10 protein-coding genes and 1 tRNA gene are annotated in these 19,466 nt (G+C 48.7%); 6 read left to right on the top strand and 5 right to left on the bottom strand.

Going from position 1 to position 19,466, the window contains the following annotated elements; genetic code table 11:
• The first annotated feature begins 56 nt into the window (after nucleotides 1-56).
• Nucleotides 57-1,892, top strand: a complete 1,836-nt coding sequence (locus ACJJJA_RS16860) for an autotransporter assembly complex protein TamA (RefSeq protein ID WP_444902829.1) — start codon at nucleotides 57-59, stop codon at nucleotides 1,890-1,892.
• Nucleotides 1,892-5,920, top strand: a complete 4,029-nt coding sequence (locus tag ACJJJA_RS16855) for a translocation/assembly module TamB domain-containing protein (RefSeq protein ID WP_444902828.1) — start codon at nucleotides 1,892-1,894, stop codon at nucleotides 5,918-5,920. Before ACJJJA_RS16860 ends, ACJJJA_RS16855 begins: the two co-directional genes overlap by 1 nt.
• Before the next feature lie 232 nt (nucleotides 5,921-6,152).
• Here the strand turns inward: ACJJJA_RS16855 and ACJJJA_RS16850 are convergent, their stop codons facing one another.
• The 3 genes from ACJJJA_RS16850 to ACJJJA_RS16840 form a co-directional block, all read right to left on the bottom strand.
• The gene (locus ACJJJA_RS16850) at nucleotides 6,153-6,755 is read right to left on the bottom strand and encodes a hypothetical protein (RefSeq protein WP_444902827.1); all 603 of its coding nucleotides are present in this window, start codon (nucleotides 6,753-6,755) and stop codon (nucleotides 6,153-6,155) included.
• Nucleotides 6,756-7,106: 351 nt separating this feature from the next.
• Nucleotides 7,107-7,685 (bottom strand): HD domain-containing protein, encoded by a 579-nt coding sequence (locus ACJJJA_RS16845; protein ID WP_444902826.1) that lies wholly within the window; start codon nucleotides 7,683-7,685, stop codon nucleotides 7,107-7,109.
• 106 nt (nucleotides 7,686-7,791) lie between these two features.
• A complete protein-coding gene (locus ACJJJA_RS16840) occupies nucleotides 7,792-8,649 on the bottom strand; it encodes a M90 family metallopeptidase (protein ID WP_444902825.1) in 858 nt (285 codons plus the stop codon).
• A 749-nt stretch (nucleotides 8,650-9,398) separates the two neighbouring features.
• On the opposite strand from ACJJJA_RS16840, the gene ACJJJA_RS16835 reads away from it, so the two are divergent.
• Nucleotides 9,399-10,163 (top strand): substrate-binding periplasmic protein, encoded by a 765-nt coding sequence (locus ACJJJA_RS16835; RefSeq protein ID WP_444889715.1) that lies wholly within the window; start codon nucleotides 9,399-9,401, stop codon nucleotides 10,161-10,163.
• Between the two features lie 196 nt (nucleotides 10,164-10,359).
• Here the strand turns inward: ACJJJA_RS16835 and ACJJJA_RS16830 are convergent.
• Nucleotides 10,360-10,436: transfer RNA gene (locus tag ACJJJA_RS16830), tRNA-Arg, on the bottom strand.
• 368 nt (nucleotides 10,437-10,804) lie between these two features.
• Between ACJJJA_RS16830 and ftsH the strand changes: the two genes are divergently transcribed.
• From ftsH to ACJJJA_RS16815, 3 genes are all read left to right on the top strand, one after another.
• On the top strand, nucleotides 10,805-12,763 hold the full coding sequence (gene ftsH / locus ACJJJA_RS16825; protein WP_444902824.1) for an ATP-dependent zinc metalloprotease FtsH: 1,959 nt from the start codon (nucleotides 10,805-10,807) through the stop codon (nucleotides 12,761-12,763).
• A 785-nt stretch (nucleotides 12,764-13,548) separates the two neighbouring features.
• On the top strand, nucleotides 13,549-15,837 hold the full coding sequence (locus tag ACJJJA_RS16820) for a TonB-dependent receptor (RefSeq protein ID WP_444902823.1): 2,289 nt from the start codon (nucleotides 13,549-13,551) through the stop codon (nucleotides 15,835-15,837).
• A gap of 245 nt (nucleotides 15,838-16,082) precedes the next feature.
• The gene (locus ACJJJA_RS16815) at nucleotides 16,083-17,060 is read left to right on the top strand and encodes an NAD(P)H-quinone oxidoreductase (RefSeq protein ID WP_444902822.1); all 978 of its coding nucleotides are present in this window, start codon (nucleotides 16,083-16,085) and stop codon (nucleotides 17,058-17,060) included.
• A gap of 25 nt (nucleotides 17,061-17,085) precedes the next feature.
• On the opposite strand, the gene ACJJJA_RS16810 is transcribed toward ACJJJA_RS16815, so the two are convergent.
• Nucleotides 17,086-19,401, bottom strand: coding sequence for a transporter substrate-binding domain-containing protein (locus ACJJJA_RS16810; protein WP_444902821.1), 2,316 nt, complete (start codon nucleotides 19,399-19,401; stop codon nucleotides 17,086-17,088).
• Nucleotides 19,402-19,466: the final 65 nt, after the last annotated feature.

Below are 19,466 nucleotides of genomic sequence, written 5' to 3'. Positions count from 1 at the left end.
CGGGCAATATCTGTACCGGGTCATTATCAGGTGTGAAGGGATGGATACCCGGGAGTATGCGGACTAGCCGCCGTAGTCAACGGATTAATATTTTGCGAGTTCTCTTTGCCTTCCTGCTTATCGGTTTTGTATTACTGCCCTTCCAGCAGGCAGTAGCCATTCCTTTTTTTTCCAAACTTCCCGCTTTTTCACTGTATGTGCAGGGCGACCCGCAATTGCAGGAAAAATTGACTAAAGAGCTCAATGAGTTGCGTAAGAATAGTAGCGCCCTTGAGAGTTATGAAAACCTGCGGGATATCGCTCATTATGAGCGTGGAAATCTGGAAAAATTACTGCGCGCTGAGGGGTATTACGATGCTACTGTACGGGAATCGGTGCAGGGTAGTGAAATTATTTACCAAGTAATTCCCGGTCCTCAGTATTTGATAAAGAGCCTGGATATTGAAATGCCCGCGAATCTGTGGGCGGGCTTTCCCGGCTTGCCTATTTCTATCGGCGATCCATTACAGGCAGATGAGGTACTCGAAGGTGTGCAGACCATCACCAGATACCTTAATGAAAATGCCTGTCTGCTCAATGTCGATGTTACCTATCAAGCTACAGTGATTCACCAGGAGGCAGCTGCACGATTGGTGTACCGTGTGGCACCCAGTCCAGAGGTGTTGGTGGGTGAGGTGGAAATCCTTGGTGCCACTTCTGTTGAAGATGACTATTTGCGCAGTAAGTTGAATATTAACCCTGGGGATTGTTTCAGTCGCAGTAAGCTGGATGCGGCTCAATTGCGCTTATTGCGCACTAATTTAATTTCCAATGTAACTCACCAGATATCAGAGCCCTATAACGGTCTGGTTGATGTCATCTTTATTGTGCAGGAGCGCAACCACCGGACTATTACTTTGGGGGTGGGGTACACCTCTGATGAGGGCCCCGGTGTATCTGCCAGTTGGGAACATCGCAATATTTTTCACCGTGGCGAAAAGCTGGAAGTGGAGAGTAAAGTGAATAAGGTCAAGCAAACTCTAGAGAGTAAGTTGACCATACCGCGTTTTTTTAGAGATAAACAGCGCTTTACTGCGAGTGTGGCCCTAACCGGTGAGGATGTAGACTCCTACAGTTCCAAGGCCTTGACCCTTAAGGGGCTGGTATCGCGCAAGCTGAGTAAGCACCGTACCATCAGTGGCGGGGCTGAACTGAAGTTCAGCCGTGTGGATGAAAAAGTAGATGGTGCTGTGGAGGATGGGGACCCGGATGAGAATTATCATTTATTGGCGTTCCCGTTGGGATTTAAGTTAAACACTACAGATAAGCCTCTGGATGCCCGCCGCGGCGCCACCACAGCACTGGAGATTAAGCCCTATGTGGATCTCAAAAATAACAGTACTTCATTTGTCAAAAATATCCTGCAGTTGACCGCTTATAAAACGGCGCAATCGGCGCGCTACGAACCAACTTTAGCATTGCGTATCAAGGCCGGCGCCATTACTGGCGCACCCAATTTGGAACTGCCGGCGGATGAACGCTTTTATGCAGGTGGGGGTGGTTCAGTGCGAGGCTATGGGTACCAGGAGTTGGGTCCACGTATTGTTGAAATTAATGAGGACGGTCAGGAATCCCTGTCCGATGCGATCGGTGGGCGCGGCCTCAGCGAAATATCAATCGAAGGGCGTTTCCGCTTTAGTAAAACTTGGGGCGGAGTCCTGTTTCTCGATGGAGGAAATGCCTATGAGAATCCACGCCCTAACTTCTCTAACCTCTTCTGGGGGGCGGGATTTGGTGTTCGCTACAATACCTCCTTCGCTCCTATCCGCTTTGACTTAGCCTTTCCTCTGGATAGGCGCGACGGAGTAGATGATCACTACCAAGTCTATATCAGCCTGGGGCAGGCATTTTGATGTCCAGATGGAGTGTATTGGCTCTGGGCTTTGCTGGCGCACTGCTAGTTTTTTTGCGAGGCTTTCTGCGGGGGTTGTGGCGTTCCCTCGGAGCCGGGGGCTACCTGATCACGGGTCTGTTGCTATTTACTCTGCTTTCATTAATTTACTTTCTAGGCACAGAGCAGGGGCGGGTTAATTTGACCCGCACGGCTTTTTACGGTGCAGAACAGGTAATCGACGGCCTTACGATTGAAGCTGAAGGGATTGGCAGCGAGCGCCTCGGGGCCTGGTTTTTCGAACGTCTTCGGGTCGATTTTGAGAGCAATACCCTGGCAGAGGGAAGCCAGCTGGAGTTTCAGCTACAGAGTTTTTCCAGTAATCCAGTCAATATTGAGCGTATCGCTGCCAAAGATTTTCTGCTGAATCTAGATGTGCTGGATGAATTACTTAAATCCTTGACTGAAGCAGAGCAAGAAACTGCACAAGTAGTAGAGGATGAGACGGACACAGTAAAAACTTCCAGCTGGGAAGCCCTGTTGCCGAGTTTTCGCTTAGGAGAGTTAAAGCTTGAGCGATTACAGTTAATTAGCAGCAAAGTCAGCGATATTCCAGCGCTCTCTGTATCCGCTAATAGCCTGTATCGCTGGGAGGGGCAGCCCACTCAGTTGCAGCTGGAAGTTCGCGAGTTAAAAGGTGGTGATCTGCAGTTTATTGCCGAGGGGCGGGAGCAGCAGCCGGGGCGGTTTGTTCTGGACTTTTCGGCCAGTGAAACAGCTCAGGGCTTTGTGGGTCGCCAGCTACACCTGCCGAAAGGGCAGGCGTTGGATGCACGTGGCAAAATTGCTCTGCGCCGTCGCGATGAGCAGGTACAGATCGATATAGAGTCTATTTCCATTCCACTTTCCCAGCATCAATTGGCATTGACCGGTAGCCTGCTAATTGACCTTTTTCCCTGGCGTATTCACTCCGAAGGTATTTGGTTGCAGGTGGATGGGCGGCGCAGCACTGTTTCAGGCAGTATTGGTGCAAATGAGATCAGTGCTGAGCTTCACCTCAACCGCCTGCCAATTACCCTCTCTCGCCCTTGGCAAGATGTATTACACAGCGGCTGGTTTAGTGCTGATTTAACCCTATCCGGTACACTGCCACTACCCAGTATCTCTGGTCAGATTGAGCTGAATAGTCACTATCGGGAGCAGCCACTGAGTCTGCTGGGTGAGGTGAATACTGATCAGGGGGTTATTCTGTTGGAGTCACTTCGACTGGCGTTTGCCGGTGCGCAAATTCGTACGGCGGGCGCTATTGATACCGACAACAAGTCCCTGGACATCAATGTAGCGGCGCAAGAGCTGGGGGTTGAAGAGATTCGTCGATTGCTATCTGCTTTACCGCAAACAGAAGCACTAAAAATCCCCGATGACTTCTCTGGGACCCTGCATCAACTTCAGCTACAGATAAAAGGGCCATGGGACAAGCCGGTTTTTGATGGGGATGTGAGTGCTGTTACCGCTTACCGAGGCCTACAAAATGAGTTGACGGGCAAGGTGAAGGGTAATTTACAGGGGCTGACAATTACTGATCTGAGCTTGGTGGGGGAAAAGCTGAATGTATTCGGTGGCGGCTCGGTGGATATCGAGGCAAAAACACTGAATTTGCAGCTGCATTTGGATATTCGCAACCTCAGCCCTTATGAAGATCTCGGATTTGTCTCTGCACAGGGGGTTAGCCTGGGTTTAAAGGGGCTGCTGGGTGTCGAGGGCCCTTGGTCTAATCCCTACTTGAATGCCAGCCTGGAATCCGATGGTCTGGTTCAAGAATACCGCTATAACCTGAAAGGTGATGCCAGCGGAAACCTGGAAAAAATTGACCTGCAAGGCTTGCGACTGGAACTCTTTGCCAACGGCACCATGAATTACTTTGGTTCACGACAGTTTCAGGGCCTGCAATCGCCAGTGATTATCCCAGGTATCGCCAAGGGCGCGGTACAGCCTGAGCAGAGCGCGAGTCGCCTGACAGCCCTGGCCGAGGAAGCACAGCGTCTGGGGAAGCAGGGCGTCGTATTGGTGGAGGCGCAGGGAGTAATTGAGCCTAAACGGGACCAGCTCCAGGTGGGAGTGAATGTGCGTAACTTACCCTTGAGCTTGGTGGAAGTGTTTGGAGCAGTATTGCCCAGTACTATGGAGGGTGAGCTGAGCCTGGATGGAGAAATTAGTGGATCGCTTACTAACCCGGAGGTAAGGGCCAGTGTGCTGGCGCAGGGTGGTTATCGCTATGAGCCCTGGGTGCTGCAGGGCGCTCTGGATTATGCCGATAAGAGTTTGATTGTTGAGGGGCTGGAGTTTTTGTGGGCGGGGCGTAACCAATTGTCGGTCCATGGCAGCCTCAATGAACAACGTCTGGACCTGCAAGTTTTAGGTAGGGCTTCCCTGGAAGATCTCTCCCGTGAGGTAGCATTTAAAATCCCCGATCAAGGGGATATCTCCCTGCATGCGAATATTACCGGTAGCCCACGTCAGCCACAGCTTGAGGGTGATCTGCGTCTCAGCGGCTATATGCCAGGCAGGGAAAAAGGGCGGGTTCAGGTACAGCCGCTCTCTATGGCCCTGGAGTGGTATACCGAGGGCGGTGAGTTGCAAGTGTCTCTGGTAGCTGATCATGGCAATCGACGCGCAGTAGATAGCAGCGCTAGCCTGCTTATTACGCCCATAATGGAGCGATTGTTCGCAGATAACCCATCTGGACCAATAAGTGATGTTCCCCTGCAGTTGGTCAGTGATGGTACTGCAGACTTGTCTGTGGTTGCGGAGTTTATGGACCCGAGGGTGAATGTTATGCGGGGCCTGTTGAGTTTCTCTGCTGATGGTGCAGGCACACTTGGCGAGCCCCGGCTCAATGGTGCGATAGAACTCAGCGGGGCCAGCTATGAGCACCGGCCCAGTCACACGCGCATTGCCGATATCGATTTTTATATGCGCCTTACACCAGAGGAATGGCGTATTGAGCGTGGCAGTGCCATTGTTGTGGATGGCGGTACGATTAACCTGGGAGGAGCGGTGTTCTTCCCTGAGCAGTCGCCACCACAGATTAGCCTCAATTTAAACCTAAATAGAGCACACTTGTTAAATACTCCGGGGGTGCGCGGTGCCATCTCGGGAGAGGCAATTCTGTCCGGCTCCAGCCAGGATGCGGAAATTACCGGGCGCTTTACTTTACGTCCATTAGCGGTACAGATTGAACAGTGGATCGGTAGCAGTGTTCCGGAAATCCAGGTGGTAGAAGTCCAGGTGGATGGCCCACAAGTGGAGCGCGCTCCACCGTTACTCAGTAAGATTAGCCTGGGAGTGGAAGTGGTTTTAGACCAGCAATCTTATGTGCGTGGTCTGGGGCTCAACTCCCAACTGCGTGGTCAGGTGGATATTCGTGGAACTGCGGCCAAACCCGAGGCTTCAGGAAAGCTGACCATTGTGAGAGGTAGCTTTGATCTACTAGGTAAGAAATTTAATTTGCAGGAAGGGGAGATACGCTTTGAAAATAACGAAGTGGCTGTATTTGTCGAAGGCGTTTACAAATATAGCGACGGTGAAATCACAGCAAATATTTCTGGTTCTGCAACAGATATGGATATTACTTTCAGCTCTGACCCCTCAGCTTCCCAGGATGAAATCTTAGCTCAGCTGTTGTTTGGTAAGTCCTTGTCAGATATTTCTCCGCTGCAGGCGGTGCGTTTAGTGAGTGTGGTTCGCAGCTTGCAAACCGGACGCGCTGTGTTAGACCCGGTAGCCAAAACCCGGGAATTGTTGCGGCTGGATACTCTGAATATTGAGCAAGAGGAAGGTGATGAGGGGGATGAGTATGCTCTGAGCCTGGGAAAATATATTACCAACCGTATCTATGTAGAGTTGCAACGTAGTACCGATCCCCTAAGCCCCTGGCAAGCAGAAATGCAGATAGAGATAGGCGAAGACCTTAATCTGGAGTTTAAAACAGCGGACGAGGGCGATAGTGGTTCTGGTAGTGTGGAATTGCAGTGGAAGAAGGATTATTAATTTGCAATTATTAAAAGTTATCAATAAGAATGAAAGGGCTTGCTTTCGACTTGGCGGCTGATAACTCGCTTTATTTAAGTCTTTTCGTAAAAAGAACTTTTGGCTGGATCATAGAATGATTCAATTATTTAATCAGTTTTTTGAGTTTTTGATATTCTCAAAGACTATATATAAGTAAATGGCTGAATTACTCCCTTTTTTTGGAAAATGGTAAGGATGTTCAGAATTTTGCCTACTCTTTAGATGACCTCAAGTGTTTAGTGATTAGCATATTTGTAACCTCTAAAGTGCAGCCCTCTCTTGGTGGGTGATTAACTCCCCAGTTGTCAATAACGATCATCATCGACTCATCAAAAATAGTCGGGCCTTTCTCACGGTAAGCATGCCAGAGTTGATTAGTGTTTTCACACTTTGTCGCCGAAGGGGCACACACTCGAATGTCCCATTGATAAGTGCCGCTTTTGGGTCCTGAGAGAACTTGGCTGGAAGTAAAAGTGATATGCTGGCTAGTGCCACTATCGACTCTGATGGCGCCATGTTGGTTGATCCACTCTGCCTGCTTGGGGCGACCTCCCCAATTGGAGGCTAGGTCACCGGGGCCATTGGGGCCCATTGTTTCTACAAAGTCCACTTCTCGTTCCCCGCCGCTCCAACATCCCCCAGATTCTCCACACCAGGGGAACATGTATACAGCAATCCACTCGGTTGGGTTACATTTGCCCGCAGGAATAGAGACCTTGAAATCTATCGCAGCAATTTCCTCCATCTGTATGTTTTTATTGCCACATTGGACAGCTGTGGTATAGGCACAAGCCCCCTTGCTATTGCGCCGCATTATGATCGTTGCCGATCCGTCGATACTACTGGGTTGGAAGTCAATTTGGGTGCACCTATTGTATTGAGCAACCTTATCATCCTGATGGTTAAATAAGGGTTGGCACTTAATAGGCGAATTGGCTGATGCGGTGTGGAGCAAAAAAAGAATAAAGGCTCCGAGGATTGGCAGGGCTACTTTTGGCACGATTTATATTCCAGAAGGAGTTGGAAACTATTCAGATATTGGTAGCAATCAGGGGAAGCTATACAAGAATGGTATTGATTGTAGAACAGGCTAAGGTAGTTGAGCATTACCCTGTGGGAAGCCCATGGCTCAAATTTATATGCTTGATCCTATTCAGGTAGGCCCTTACTTGAGGATGCCATCTTTGATTGCCCCCTCTAGCATGCTACTAATCTCAGACCAAAGTTTTTCACTACCCTTTCCAATACGTGCGTTTAAAGAAAATATTTGATCCTTGGTGATGCCGTATTGTTTCCAACTGTGTCCCTCACCATAAATGTTATGTAGTAGGGGAGGGGTTCGGTCAATGGCCTTGGCAAATCGGGCGTCAGCCGTTTCTCCAGACTCGAATTCCTCCCATAATTTCATCAATTCTATATTCATACTTCTAGGTAATAATGATAATAGTCGTTCTAACCCTTTCTTTTCTTTAGTCTTTGCCTCGTTTGTTTCACTTGAGTATATTATGGTATCCCCTGCATCAATTTCCCCAAGATCATGTATTAGTAGCATTTGTAAAACTCGGTTTATATCAATTGGGTCATTTGAATAATCTTTCAAAATTAGCGCGCATAGACAGACATGCCAGCTGTGCTCTGCGGAGTTTTCGAAGCGATTCAATCCCACTGGTTTTGTTTTCCGTTGAATGTCTTTGAGCTTCTCTATTTCGATAATAAAGCTAAGCGCTTTCTCAATTGCTTCCATTGATACTTCCTGGTATTAGTTTTCTGGAATTATGCTCGATATCATTTTTCTTTTATAAGCTGCCACTAGCTTATTGTATTTCTATGTTGAATTTAAAGAGAAAGAGTTATAGCCCTGGAGAACTATCTGCTTTTCCTCCGACCAGTGTTGCTGGGTCCAGTCGATAGAAGTGGCTCAGTTCCCTGTAGAGCTCTGGGTGTAGGGAGCGCATAGCAATGGGGATGGTGTAAAAGCTCTCAGTGGCTACAGCAAAAAATTCAGCGGGCGATTGGGCTCCATATAAATCCAGCACGGAAGGACTGTCACCGGGGAGCTGGCCAAATTCAGCTTTTTGGCGCAAACGATGGAATTCCTGGCTCATCACTGCAGCCCAGTTGTCGCCATCGTTGGACTTCTCAAAGAGTGGGCGGCCATCAAAGTAGCCATCTTCCTCATCCACTTTATGGGCAAATTCATGTAAAGCGACATTGTGTCCTCGCTGAGGGAACTCTAAATCTTCCTCCAAATCACCCCAGGAGAGCACTACGGGGCCGCGATAGTGTGCCTCGCCTTCCCGTGCGCTGTGCTTGTGGGTCTCTATATAACCCTCTCGGTGAGTTTCCTGGGCAACGTAAGTGTCCGGATAGAGTAGTAAGGTGTAGAGGTTGGGGTAACACTCGTTTTTACGACCCAGCAGTAGAAGGCATGCATGGGCGGCGATCGTGACTCTCATTTTTTCATTCACTTGTAAGCCGTCGCAGCCGACAAATTCTTTGTCATGAAGAAAAAGTGCGATATTTCCACGTAGTTCTTTCTGCTGGCCACTATTTAGATCGTGATATAGAGGAAGCGCTTCCTTGAGGAGCTGTAACTGCTCCTGAGTCAATACTTGTGCACGTCGATAGTTGATGCGCCAGCGGCGATAAAGAATCGGTATTAACCAAATTGCCAGGGCGAGCAGGATAATTGCAATAAAAGCGCTCATAGATTATGTGCCTGCTGTCTGGCTGAATTATTCTCGTCTATTGAAAAAGTTTCACAGGTCGTACCTTGGTGGTACTTTATTTGTTTCTGCCGTTTATTGAATACCCAAATAGAGGGTAGCTTGCAGAACTCATAGAAATTTTCCTGCCGATCGTTGTGTGCGGTCCGATAAAGACGTAACCGAAGGGGGTCGGAGAGTGTTATGTATTTATGATCTTGACTGTGAGCTATCCACTTGCAGTTTTTCTCCATCTGTACCATTGAGGCTATCGATTTAACATTAAAGCTGCGACCAGGCTTTCTTACTTCTCGAAACTCAGTGTTCAATTGTGAGTCTAGGATTGTCAGATTATTGCGATCATCTGTATTGTGTAGAGTTCTTTTATATTTAGTGAGTTGTTTCTGAATCGATACCATACTGGCTGGCCTTTGCTTCAGTCTCTTTGGGATTCCAGCGGGGGGGGTATAAACCTGGTTGAGCAAAATACAAGTTTGACTTTGCAGTTCTCAGGAAAAAGATTGATGTTGAGAGTTTTCCAATAGGGGTCTATAGCCATACCGCTTTACTATTTTCTGAGTTGGGGGGATTACGTGCCGTTTTCAAGTTCTTTGGCTAGAAAATATGTCTGGCATAGGGGGTGGCTGAGTATAAGTCTGTTTCTATGGTGGAAAGATGCGACTTGATAAATAGCTATTCGGTGTCAACACTTAGGGCGTCTGGGTGATTTTTCTGTCGCTTTGGAGATGGTTATGCGTATGCGCTCCGTTGTTGTTTTTCTCGGGTTGATGTTCGGTGTTCTTGTTCAGGCGGTTGCCCAATCGGGCGGCACACCCTTAAAGGTGGCAATAGCTGGCGATGCTCCCCCCTATGTGATCAACAATGCTACCAGTGGCCTGGAGGTCGATATTGTACGGGAAGCGCTGCCTGGGTATTCGGTGCAGTTTGAACAGATGGGTTTTGCAGAGACAGCCCCAGCCCTTGAGCAGGGTAAAGTACAGGCAGCTGTTAATGTGATGAAGAAAGATGATGGTCTTTTTTACTCTAATAACATGATCAGTTTTGCCAATTACGCAATTACCAAAGCTACCGATAAAATGAAAATTGATAGCATTGCTGATTTGGCCGGTAAGAAGGTGATTACTTGGCAGGGAGGGCCTATGGATTTAGGGCCGGAATTTGAAAAGATGTATGGACCCAATGGTACGCAGCGCCAGAATATTATTCAGGCTCCAACAGCCCCCGATCTTGTCGCTCAATTTTGGAAAATGAAAGACGTGGTGGCGGTTGTAGATATGGAGCTGTTTAAGCATTTGAGTAATAAAATGGGACATAAAATGGATCAGGTTAATCTTTTCCCGATCTTCGTTCCAATGACCGATTTCCGTGTAGGGTTCCGTGATCAGAAGGTGCGCGATGATTTCAATAGTGGGCTTGCCAAGCTGTGCAGCAGTGGCCGCTATCAGGAGTTGTTGAAGAAATATGATGTTGTACAGAAGGAGAACATCTGCAAGTAAGCAGGTGTGAGAATCTCCGTATTGTACGGTGAGTGAAGGGGCCTCGGTTGTTATCAAGGCCTTTTCAATTTTTCAGGGACTAACCAAGCTAGGCTATCTTGCCAGCTAACTTAGCTGAAGGTTGTTAGCTATAAGGTAGGTAAAAAGTCAGAAAAATAAAAAGGGCCTGTAACTTGCGTTACAGGCCCTTTTTGTATGGCGCGCTCGGGAGGATTCGAACCTCCGACCGCCTGGTTCGTAGCCAGGTACTCTATCCAGCTGAGCTACGAGCGCGTTATGGGTGCGAACTATAGTCAGTTGATCTGCTTAAGTCAACTGATTTCAAAGAAAATCCTTTAAAAATCCGCAACTTATCGAACTTTTTCGCCCCTTGGGGCAGGGCCAGAGAGTTCGACAGGGCGCGAATTTTGCCGCGTGGAACGAGAGTTTGCAAGTTCTTTTTAACAATAGTTGTTACAGGCCTTTAGGTGGGGTTGATTGAGACCGCTGAGCGCCGCCCTCATTCGTTAGCCCGAGGCTTTATGGGCCTATACATATGCCGGCTCAGCATAGTTGGCGGAGAACTATACTGATTGTTCCAGCATAAAGGGACTGCGCTTCAATTTTTGGATAGTAGGCTACCCCAATATCAGTGAGATCTTATGGCAATGGCGGATGACGATGAGAAAGGGAAGAAGTTACCTGCCGAGGAGCCAGGTTCCCCTCTCTCTGGCCAGTCTCAGCAGAGTCCACTTGGTTGGCTGCAGTATGTGGTACTCCTTTTCCTGGTGATCCTCACTCTTCAATACTGTTCGAATGGGCAGTTTGGTTCAGAAAGAGAGGTTTTATCTTACAGTGACTTTAAGAGTGCGCTAAGCAAGGGGGAAATTGCCAGTGTACTTTTTGAAGGACAACGTATCACCGGAGTCTTCAAACAAGTAGCCAGTAAGCAGCCCGAGGGAAAGAGTGAGACTAAAGATAAAGCCCAGAAGCCAGAAGAAAAACGCTTTGAGACGACCATACCCCCGGTGCAGGACCCCGAGTTAATGCCCTTACTGAAAAAGCAGCAGGTAATAATTGAAGCGGAATCATCCCAGGGCGGATTTTGGCAAAGGATGGCGATCTTGCTGTTGCCGTGGGTTTTGATAATTGCCTTGCTGGTTTGGTTGGGGCGTCGAATGCAGGCCCGAATGGGTGCTATGACCCCAGGCAACCCATTCAGTTTTGCCCGGTCACCGGCCAAACGCTATGAACGCAGTGAATCCGAAGTGACTTTTGCTGATGTGGCTGGCCTTGCCAATGCCAAGAGGGACTTGCAAGAAATAGCCGGCTACCTAAAAGACCCTGAACACTACCGTAAACTCGGGGCAAAGATTCCTCGCGGTATTCTGCTGATGGGCCCCCCAGGTACAGGCAAAACATTGATGGCCAAGGCTTTGGCAGGAGAGAGTGATGCTCCCTTCTTCAGTATCAGTGGTTCGGAGTTTATAGAGATGTTTGTCGGTGTCGGGGCATCGCGGGTGAGGGATATGTTTGCTGAAGCCAAGAAAGAGGCTCCAGCAATCATTTTTATCGATGAAATTGATTCAGTAGGGCGGGCGCGCGGCACGGGTCTGGGAGGGGGACACGATGAGCGTGAGCAAACCCTGAATCAGATTCTCGGCGAAATGGACGGCTTTGATCCCCAGGAGGCGGTGGTTGTGATAGCGGCAACCAACCGCCCCGATGTGTTGGATGCGGCACTGCTTCGCCCTGGGCGCTTTGATCGCAAGATCACCCTGGATTTACCGGATAGGCCTGCTCGAAGGGACATCCTAAGTATTCATACTAAGAATGTCCCACTACATGGGGAGGTCGACCTGGAGCGCTTGGCTGCCTTAACGGCGGGTTTCGCCGGGGCGGACTTGGAAAACCTGATTAATGAAGCCGCGTTGTTGGCGGGCAGGCAAAATAGGACAGCCGTGGATATGGATTGTCTGCTACAGGCCAGGGACAAAGTAGTACTTGGTGGCGAGCGGGAAGTGATAATGGGGGAGGAAGATCGAAAGACGGTTGCCTATCACGAGGCTGGCCACGCGCTCACCGCGATGCTGCTACCCCATGCCGATCCGTTGGAGAAAGCCACTATTATTCCCAGGGGACACAGCCTCGGGGCAACAGAACAGATTCCACTAGAAAATCACCACAACATGAAAGTGAGCTACCTGCGTGATCGCATCGGTGTGATGTTGGGGGGGAGGGTGGCTGAGCAGGTCGTGTTTAATGAAGTCAGCAGTGGGGCAGAGTCCGATTTGAAGCAGGCCACCCGGTTGGCCCAGCATATGGTAACGCACTGGGGTATGAGTCAGAAACTTGGACCCGTGGCCTTTCGGCGCGGGGAGGAGCATATCTTTCTTGGTAAAGAAATGGCGCAGCAAAAAGATTTCAGTGAGCATACTTCTGAGATTATTGATGATGAAGTCATCGCCCTGGTCAGCGCAATAGAGGCGGAAGTCCAGAATCTTCTACAGGGCCATCGCAAGGAGCTCGATGCCCTGGCACAAGCGCTACTAGAAAAAGAAACCCTCGATGCTTCTGAGATGCATCAAGTAATCACACTTGGGGGCAAAGCAGACTCTTGATCTGCAAGCGGTTAAGGGATCGGATACATCCTAGCGCTGCATTTGCAGTTGACGAATTGATAGGGCATTGCTCGGCTAGCTTACCAGTGGGTCGTTTGCGATGTACTAATAAGGTGAAAATAATTTGTTACTTCTGGCAATAAAGTGGCCGGACTTAATGGTCAAATTCACTTTTGTATAAAGTGGAGAAATTTGTAATTAGTGTCACACTTTTTTAACAGAATATTCAAAAGTACCATTTCTCAGTATCCACACCCAGAAAAATCTAGTCTATTAACCGAGTAATTTTGCTGACTGCTAGGTCTTTTATGTTGAAGATAACGAAGTTTGAGCCTGTATTTCGCCGTTACTGCATTTTTTAAATTTATCAAGCTAGATTTAACTCACGCCTTGGCTGCTCTTAACAAAAATAAATTTTGATTCCTTACTTTTTAAGGGGAATTTTGGGTGTGGGCGAGTTAAAAGTTCGCACTTAAATAGTGCATGTTTAGTTCTTTTTTTTAGTCAGGATTTAGTTTTTCCTCTTCCAACGAACTTTCCAGACTAATTGAGTTATTTTTATCGTTATCCGCGATAAATAGACTTCCACCGGGCGTGGCTAGCCTGTAATCTGTTTGAGTCACAGAAAATATGCGAATTCTGTGCCTCTTTATCAGCGCGGTCTTGGATCGGAATCCCGCAAAGTCGGAATCTCCACAGAGAGAGTAGAGCGGCGGGATAAGGCAGTACCGATTGCGATAAGTCCGTTGTTGTAGATAAAAACAATAAAACAATGGAGAGAAAACATGGGAAGTCCGTCAAAACTTAAGCAGCACTCCGCTCTGCTTTCCGCCTGTTCTGTAGCGACTCTTTGGTTGGCCAGTGGTGCGACCCCCAGCTTTGCCGCTGAGGGTTCGGTAGGTACTCTAATGGAGGAGGTGCAAGTCACCGCCCGCAAACGCGCCGATGCAGAAATCCTGCAGGAGGTTCCCGTAGCGGCCACCGCCTATTCTGGCGATCAGTTAGAGGCTCTGCACACCAAGGATCTGCAAAGCCTTTCCTTCAAAATGCCCAATGTTCAATTGGAAGATGTGGGCACGGTAAAAAATACCGCAAACTTCACGGTACGCGGCCTGGGTATCAATAGTTCTATTCCCTCTATTGATCCTACCGTCGGTGTGTTTGTGGACGGTATGTATCTGGGTGTGAACGCCGGTGTGGTGACCGACCTGTTCGACCTGGAAGGTGTTGAAGTCTTGCGGGGTCCACAGGGCCTGCTATTTGGCCGCAATGTAACTGGTGGTGCAGTGGTCATAAAGACTGCCCGCCCCACGGATGAATTTTCTACACGCTTTAAAATATCCACCACCGACAATCTCGATACTGTCGCAGCCGGCTCCATTAACGGCGCCATTTCCGATACGGTCAACGGCCGTTTAACGGTTTATTACAACGATGACCGCGGATGGTTCGAAAACGTTGCCACTAACAACGACAATGCCGGTGCTTCCGACAGCTGGTTTATTCGGCCAAGCTTTAGTATCCAGCTGAGCGATACGGCGGAGCTATTGGTGCGTATGGAGCACGGCCGCATGGATTCTGATGGTGTGGTGGCTCAGAACCGCGGTTATGAATCGACTTATGTTCAGACTAGGGAAGGTTTGCAATTTGCTCCAAGTGCCCCACTGATTGCTGCGTCAATTGGCATTGATGATTGGGATAACGGCAGAGATTCTTTTGAGGTGGCACAAAATGAGGAAGGCTACCAGAAAGATGAGTGGAGCCAGGTTATTACCGAGTTCAATAAAGATGTTGCCTTTGGTGATGGCACCATCACCAATATTCTCGCCTGGAGGGAATATGAGGCTCACGGGCTGGGTGATATCGACTCTCTACCGGTTACGCTGTTCCATGCTGATTCCAGTGTGGATCAGAGCCAGCTTAGTAATGAGCTGCGCTACTCTGGGCGTTTTGGTCGCACTGCTCTGACTACTGGTGTTTACTGGTTTAGCCAGGATGTCACCTACTTGGAGAATCGTCTTTTAAGTTTCGGGACAATTGACTGGACGGGAGGCGGTGAACAGGATCACAGCACTTATGGCGTATTTGCCCAGGCGGATATTGACTTAAATGAAGCTTGGGTTTTGACCCTGGGGGGGCGCTACTCCAGTGAGAAAAAAGATGCCAAGATAGCCTCTATTCCCCTGAACCTCTGCTCTTTAGACGGCTGTGCAGGCTACGACTATAAAGATAGCGAGAGTTGGAATGCCTTTACGCCCAAGGTGGGCCTGCAGTGGTCCGTCTCCGATGATACACAGTTGTATACTTTCTGGACCAAGGGCTTCCGCAGCGGCGGTTACAATTTCCGTAATGCAGGAATTAATCCTTTAACTGAAAGGCCCTATTCTCCACAGGTTACCGATCAAGAGGAGCAGAGCAGCTTCGAGATTGGCGCCAAAGTGGATTGGCTGGATGGGCGTCTACGCACCAATATGGCGGTATTCCACAATACTATTGATGATATGCAGCGTGAGGAAAACCTTCCTGATGCGGTAACAGGGGTTGCACAAATCATCCGCAATACTGCCGATGCAACCATCCGCGGGGCCGAGTTGGAGGCTATGGCGGCCCTTAGTGAAAATCTGCTGTTTACCTTTAATGTTGGCTATGTTGACGGTGACTACGATAAGGTGCTGGGTGATCTAAATGGCGATGGACTTGTAGATAGTACCGATCTCGGTCTTGAGATTCCGCGTCTGGCCCCCTGGACCTACGGAATGGGCTTTATCCACGACTTGCAGTTAGGCGCCTTCGGCACCCTGACTTCTCGTGTGAATTTTAATCATAGGGATGAAGCTCCTTACACCGATGACAATCGCGGCATGTTGTCAGAAGTGGATATGCTGGATTTCAGCATCGGCTATACCCCGGATAATGGAAGCTATACGGTTTCGTTGTTCGGCAAGAATATGCTGGATGAAATGGCGGAGGGTAACAATACCCAGTTACCTCCTGTTATGGGAGGAGTTGGCGCCAGTTTCACACCACTGAATAAAGGCCGTGTGATGGGAGTGGAGTTCCTATACGAGCTTTAAATCGCAACTCACTTTTGGAATTAATTGAGATATTGGCTCTCATTTAATGCATTTCTTGGCCGGGCCACTTGCATACAGGATCTTTCGGTGATTTGTGCAAGTGTTCCCGGCCACATTGCTTTTACCCTCCTGTAATTCCCTCCTATTAGCGGTACAGTAGTGCTCAATATCTCTCTGATGGTTTGAGGGTTTGTCGCCATCACTGAATCGGGTCGTGAAGAATTTAAAGGATAAAGGAGCGAATAATGCGTGCTATTGATCTACCGGAATATGGAGGCCCTGAGGTTATGCAGCTGGCGGATCTGCCCAGACCGGAGGTCGCCCCAGGTGAAGTGTTGGTTGAGGTAGCTGCCGCTGGTGTCAATCGTCCCGATATCGTTCAGCGTAATGGTCATTACCCACCGCCTCCAGGTGCCTCACCTATTCTTGGGCTTGAAGTTTCCGGTCGGGTGGCCGCTGTGGGTGAAGGCGTTGAACGCTGGCAAGTTGGCGATAAGATCTGTGCCCTAACTAATGGCGGCGGATATGCGGATTTTGTGACGGTTCCAGAAGGGCAGTGCCTACCAATACCCGGTTCTTTGTCTATGGTGGAGGCTGCGACATTACCGGAGACTTTCTTCACGGTTTGGGCCAATGTATTTGATCGGGCTCGTTTGAAAAGTGGAGAGATCTTCTTGGTACATGGCGGTAGCTCGGGTATTGGCACTACCGCTATTCAGTTGGCACACCAGCTGGGTGCCAGGGTTTTCGTCACAGCTGGTTCCCCAGAAAAATGTGCGGCTTGTGTACAACTCGGCGCCGAGCGAGCAATAAATTACCGGGAAGAAGATTTTGTACAGGCAGTAAAAGAAGCTACTTCAGGACATGGAGCGGATGTGATTCTGGATATGGTGGGTGGCAGCTATATTGATCGTAATATTCAAGTGGCTGCGAATGATGGCCGTATCGTGAATATCGCCTATCTGCAGGGAGCCAGAGTCGAAGTGAATATGTTACCGGTGATGTTGAAGCGGCTTTCCCTTACCGGCTCGACTTTAAGGCCAAGATCCACACAGGTTAAGGCCAGTATTGCACACTCTTTGGAATCACAAGTTTGGCCATTAATAGAAGCTGGAAAAATTCACCCTCAGATTGCTGCGCGCTTCCCTTTGGAGGAGGTTGCCGAAGCACATCGGCTTCTTGAGTCTGGCAAGATCGTTGGGAAAATTGTGCTCACCTTATGATTTTTAGAAAATCTACGTTGGTAGCCTACGGAGCGGAGTAATTGGGTATCTGTTGGATAACCCCCTCTGGGGTGTGGAGTGGCGAGCAATAGCTGATACCCGGTGCTTTCTGTAGGGGCACAGCCACACTGGCATCGTCGCTCATCATTTCTACATAGGCCTTGTAGAGATTGCTGATGTTACGCACATATTGCACAGGCTCCGATCCCCTTACATAGCCATAACGCGCACGCTTAAAATACTGGGGTTGGGCCAGCTTTAACATGGCTACTTCTACATTGTCGAACCAGACATTGGGGTCTAGGCCCAACTGCTTGGCGAGGCGCTGTGCATCGAGAAGGTGGCCATAACCAGCGTTGTATGAGGCTAGAGTGAACCAGAGTTTGTTTACCGTGGGCAGGGAGGGGTTAAACCGGTCTCTGACCCAGTCCATATATTTCACACCGGCTTTAATGGCGCGCTCCGGTTCAAATAGTGGGGGTGGAAATCCCATTTCCTCTGCGGTTGCCGGCATTACCTGCATCAGACCTTGTGCACCAACCGGTGAAACCGCTTTTGGATTGAAATTACTTTCCTGCCACATTTGTGCAACGATCATGCGCCAGTCAAAATCATATTTATAAGCCGATTCTTTTACCAGGTCATCATAGGGGGAGAGGTTTTCTCCTGGGATTATTCGGGTGCTAACCCTCTGCATAAAGCGTTTGTTGGGCTCAAAGTAGGCCGCATACTGTTTTTTATACTTCGCAGTTTTTCTATAGCCCTCGATAAATTTATTGAGGTTCTTCAGTAGATGCCAGTTCTGGCGTAGAACCAGCCAGCCTTGGGGCTGGGGGTCTCCGAGTAATGTGCCTAGTACCAAATTGGGCTGTACTGAAGCCTCAATTTTTGCGCGCCCAGAATTTGAAATGGTGGCATCGATTAGACCGTCCGAGATCAAAGAGAAAATTTGTGATTGGGACATATCCGGCGGTGCAACCTGAACTTCTACGTCAATACCTGCGTTGCGCAGAGTTTTAGCTGTGTCAATAAAAGAAGAGTAGGCACGTAGAGTGAGTTTTCGGCCGCTCAAGTCCTGAATTTTTTCGATTGGGGGTTTATTTTTGCTACTTATGATTTGCTCTGCCGACTCTACATAAGGTTTGGTGAATACCATCCCTTGTGGCTCATAGGATGGGGTGATATTGAGTTCCGATCCGGCAAAATCCCCGCGTCCGGCCCTGAGCCAGTCCGCTAAGCTCTCTTCATACGGCACCACAATAATTTGTAACTGCAGTTTGTGTTTGTCTGCGAAGGCTTTTGCCAATTCATAGTCAAAACCCATTAACAGACCTTTCCAAATAAAGTAGGTCGTGGGGCCGTTATAAGTAAGCAAGCGAATAACACCAGATTTTTTAATGCCCTTCCAGTCGGTGATGCGCTCTTCCTGGGCCTTCACCAGATTTCGAGTAATAAAGTTATCCACGGTGGAATTGAGTCGCTTAGTGTCTTTGCGCATTCCCCAGGCGATATTCTGCATCTCGCTAACATAAGCCCCTAGGCGTAAGTCGTCCCTATAGTTGCGTAAATCCTCCGCAGAAAAGTTCTCGAGAATCGCGACCCGATTATTTTTCATATTGAGCATATCGATCAAACCATCGCGATTACCGTGAATAACAAATTCACGCACAGAAAGTTTCGCATCAGGATATTTGGCAATTAATTGTTGCGCAGCTTCTATATTGGCAGAGCCCTGCGGAACAATTAATTCAACATCGTTAAGTTTGCTCGGGTCGCTAATATCTGGACCGGAAGGGCCAGTAACTAGCTGCAGGCGGGATTGGCGCATGGGTACGCTGAAGTCAATGATTTTCTTTCGCGCATCGGTCACTGTTAGGTTATAGGCAATGACATCAGCTTCACCGGCGATTAACATTTCTACTGCTTTGTCGGGGGTTGGGGCCTTAATCCACTTGGCCTCCAGTTTTAATTGGTCGGCGAGTTTATTTCCCAGCTCGAAGTGACGCAGGCTGACTACTCCGTCTCTAGGTAATAGGTTTTCCGCTGCTCCGGTCAAGTTCACGAAGCGGATGGTGCCGTGTTTTTTTATTTCCTTGAGGTCTCCGGTTTCAATGTAATTGACCTGTTGTTCTTTTGCAGGAATAACAATAGGACTTTTTTTCTCCTCGGTTGGGGTATTTGCCTGAGGGCTACTTTCTGAAGAGGCCGTAGGTTGTAAAGTACCTGACTTCTCTGAATCTTCGGGTGCTTTTGGGGAGCACCCGGCAAGTGCGAGAATTAGTATAAAAAAGTATAAAAAAATCCAGCAATAGGGGCTGATAGCTTTATAACGGCACCTCATAGATAGCTCCAAAAGCTCTCTATGTGTGGATTATAGTGTCGTGCCTCTTCAGCCCATTTTCTGGT

The organism is Microbulbifer mixtoriginis (SeqCode) (assembly GCF_052466865.1).
The sequence above is the reverse complement of the archived record's forward strand: the minus strand, read 5'-3'. Positions and strand labels throughout refer to the sequence as shown.

Coding starts and splice junctions, on each gene's coding strand:
- ACJJJA_RS16860 (WP_444902829.1), top strand. CDS start 57: ATGCGGACTAGCCGCCGTAGTCAACGGATTAATATTTTGCGAGTTCTC.
- ACJJJA_RS16855 (WP_444902828.1), top strand. CDS start 1,892: ATGTCCAGATGGAGTGTATTGGCTCTGGGCTTTGCTGGCGCACTGCTA.
- ACJJJA_RS16850 (WP_444902827.1), bottom strand. CDS start 6,755: ATGCGGCGCAATAGCAAGGGGGCTTGTGCCTATACCACAGCTGTCCAA.
- ACJJJA_RS16845 (WP_444902826.1), bottom strand. CDS start 7,685: ATGGAAGCAATTGAGAAAGCGCTTAGCTTTATTATCGAAATAGAGAAG.
- ACJJJA_RS16840 (WP_444902825.1), bottom strand. CDS start 8,649: ATGAGCGCTTTTATTGCAATTATCCTGCTCGCCCTGGCAATTTGGTTA.
- ACJJJA_RS16835 (WP_444889715.1), top strand. CDS start 9,399: ATGCGTATGCGCTCCGTTGTTGTTTTTCTCGGGTTGATGTTCGGTGTT.
- ftsH (WP_444902824.1), top strand. CDS start 10,805: ATGGCAATGGCGGATGACGATGAGAAAGGGAAGAAGTTACCTGCCGAG.
- ACJJJA_RS16820 (WP_444902823.1), top strand. CDS start 13,549: ATGGGAAGTCCGTCAAAACTTAAGCAGCACTCCGCTCTGCTTTCCGCC.
- ACJJJA_RS16815 (WP_444902822.1), top strand. CDS start 16,083: ATGCGTGCTATTGATCTACCGGAATATGGAGGCCCTGAGGTTATGCAG.
- ACJJJA_RS16810 (WP_444902821.1), bottom strand. CDS start 19,401: ATGAGGTGCCGTTATAAAGCTATCAGCCCCTATTGCTGGATTTTTTTA.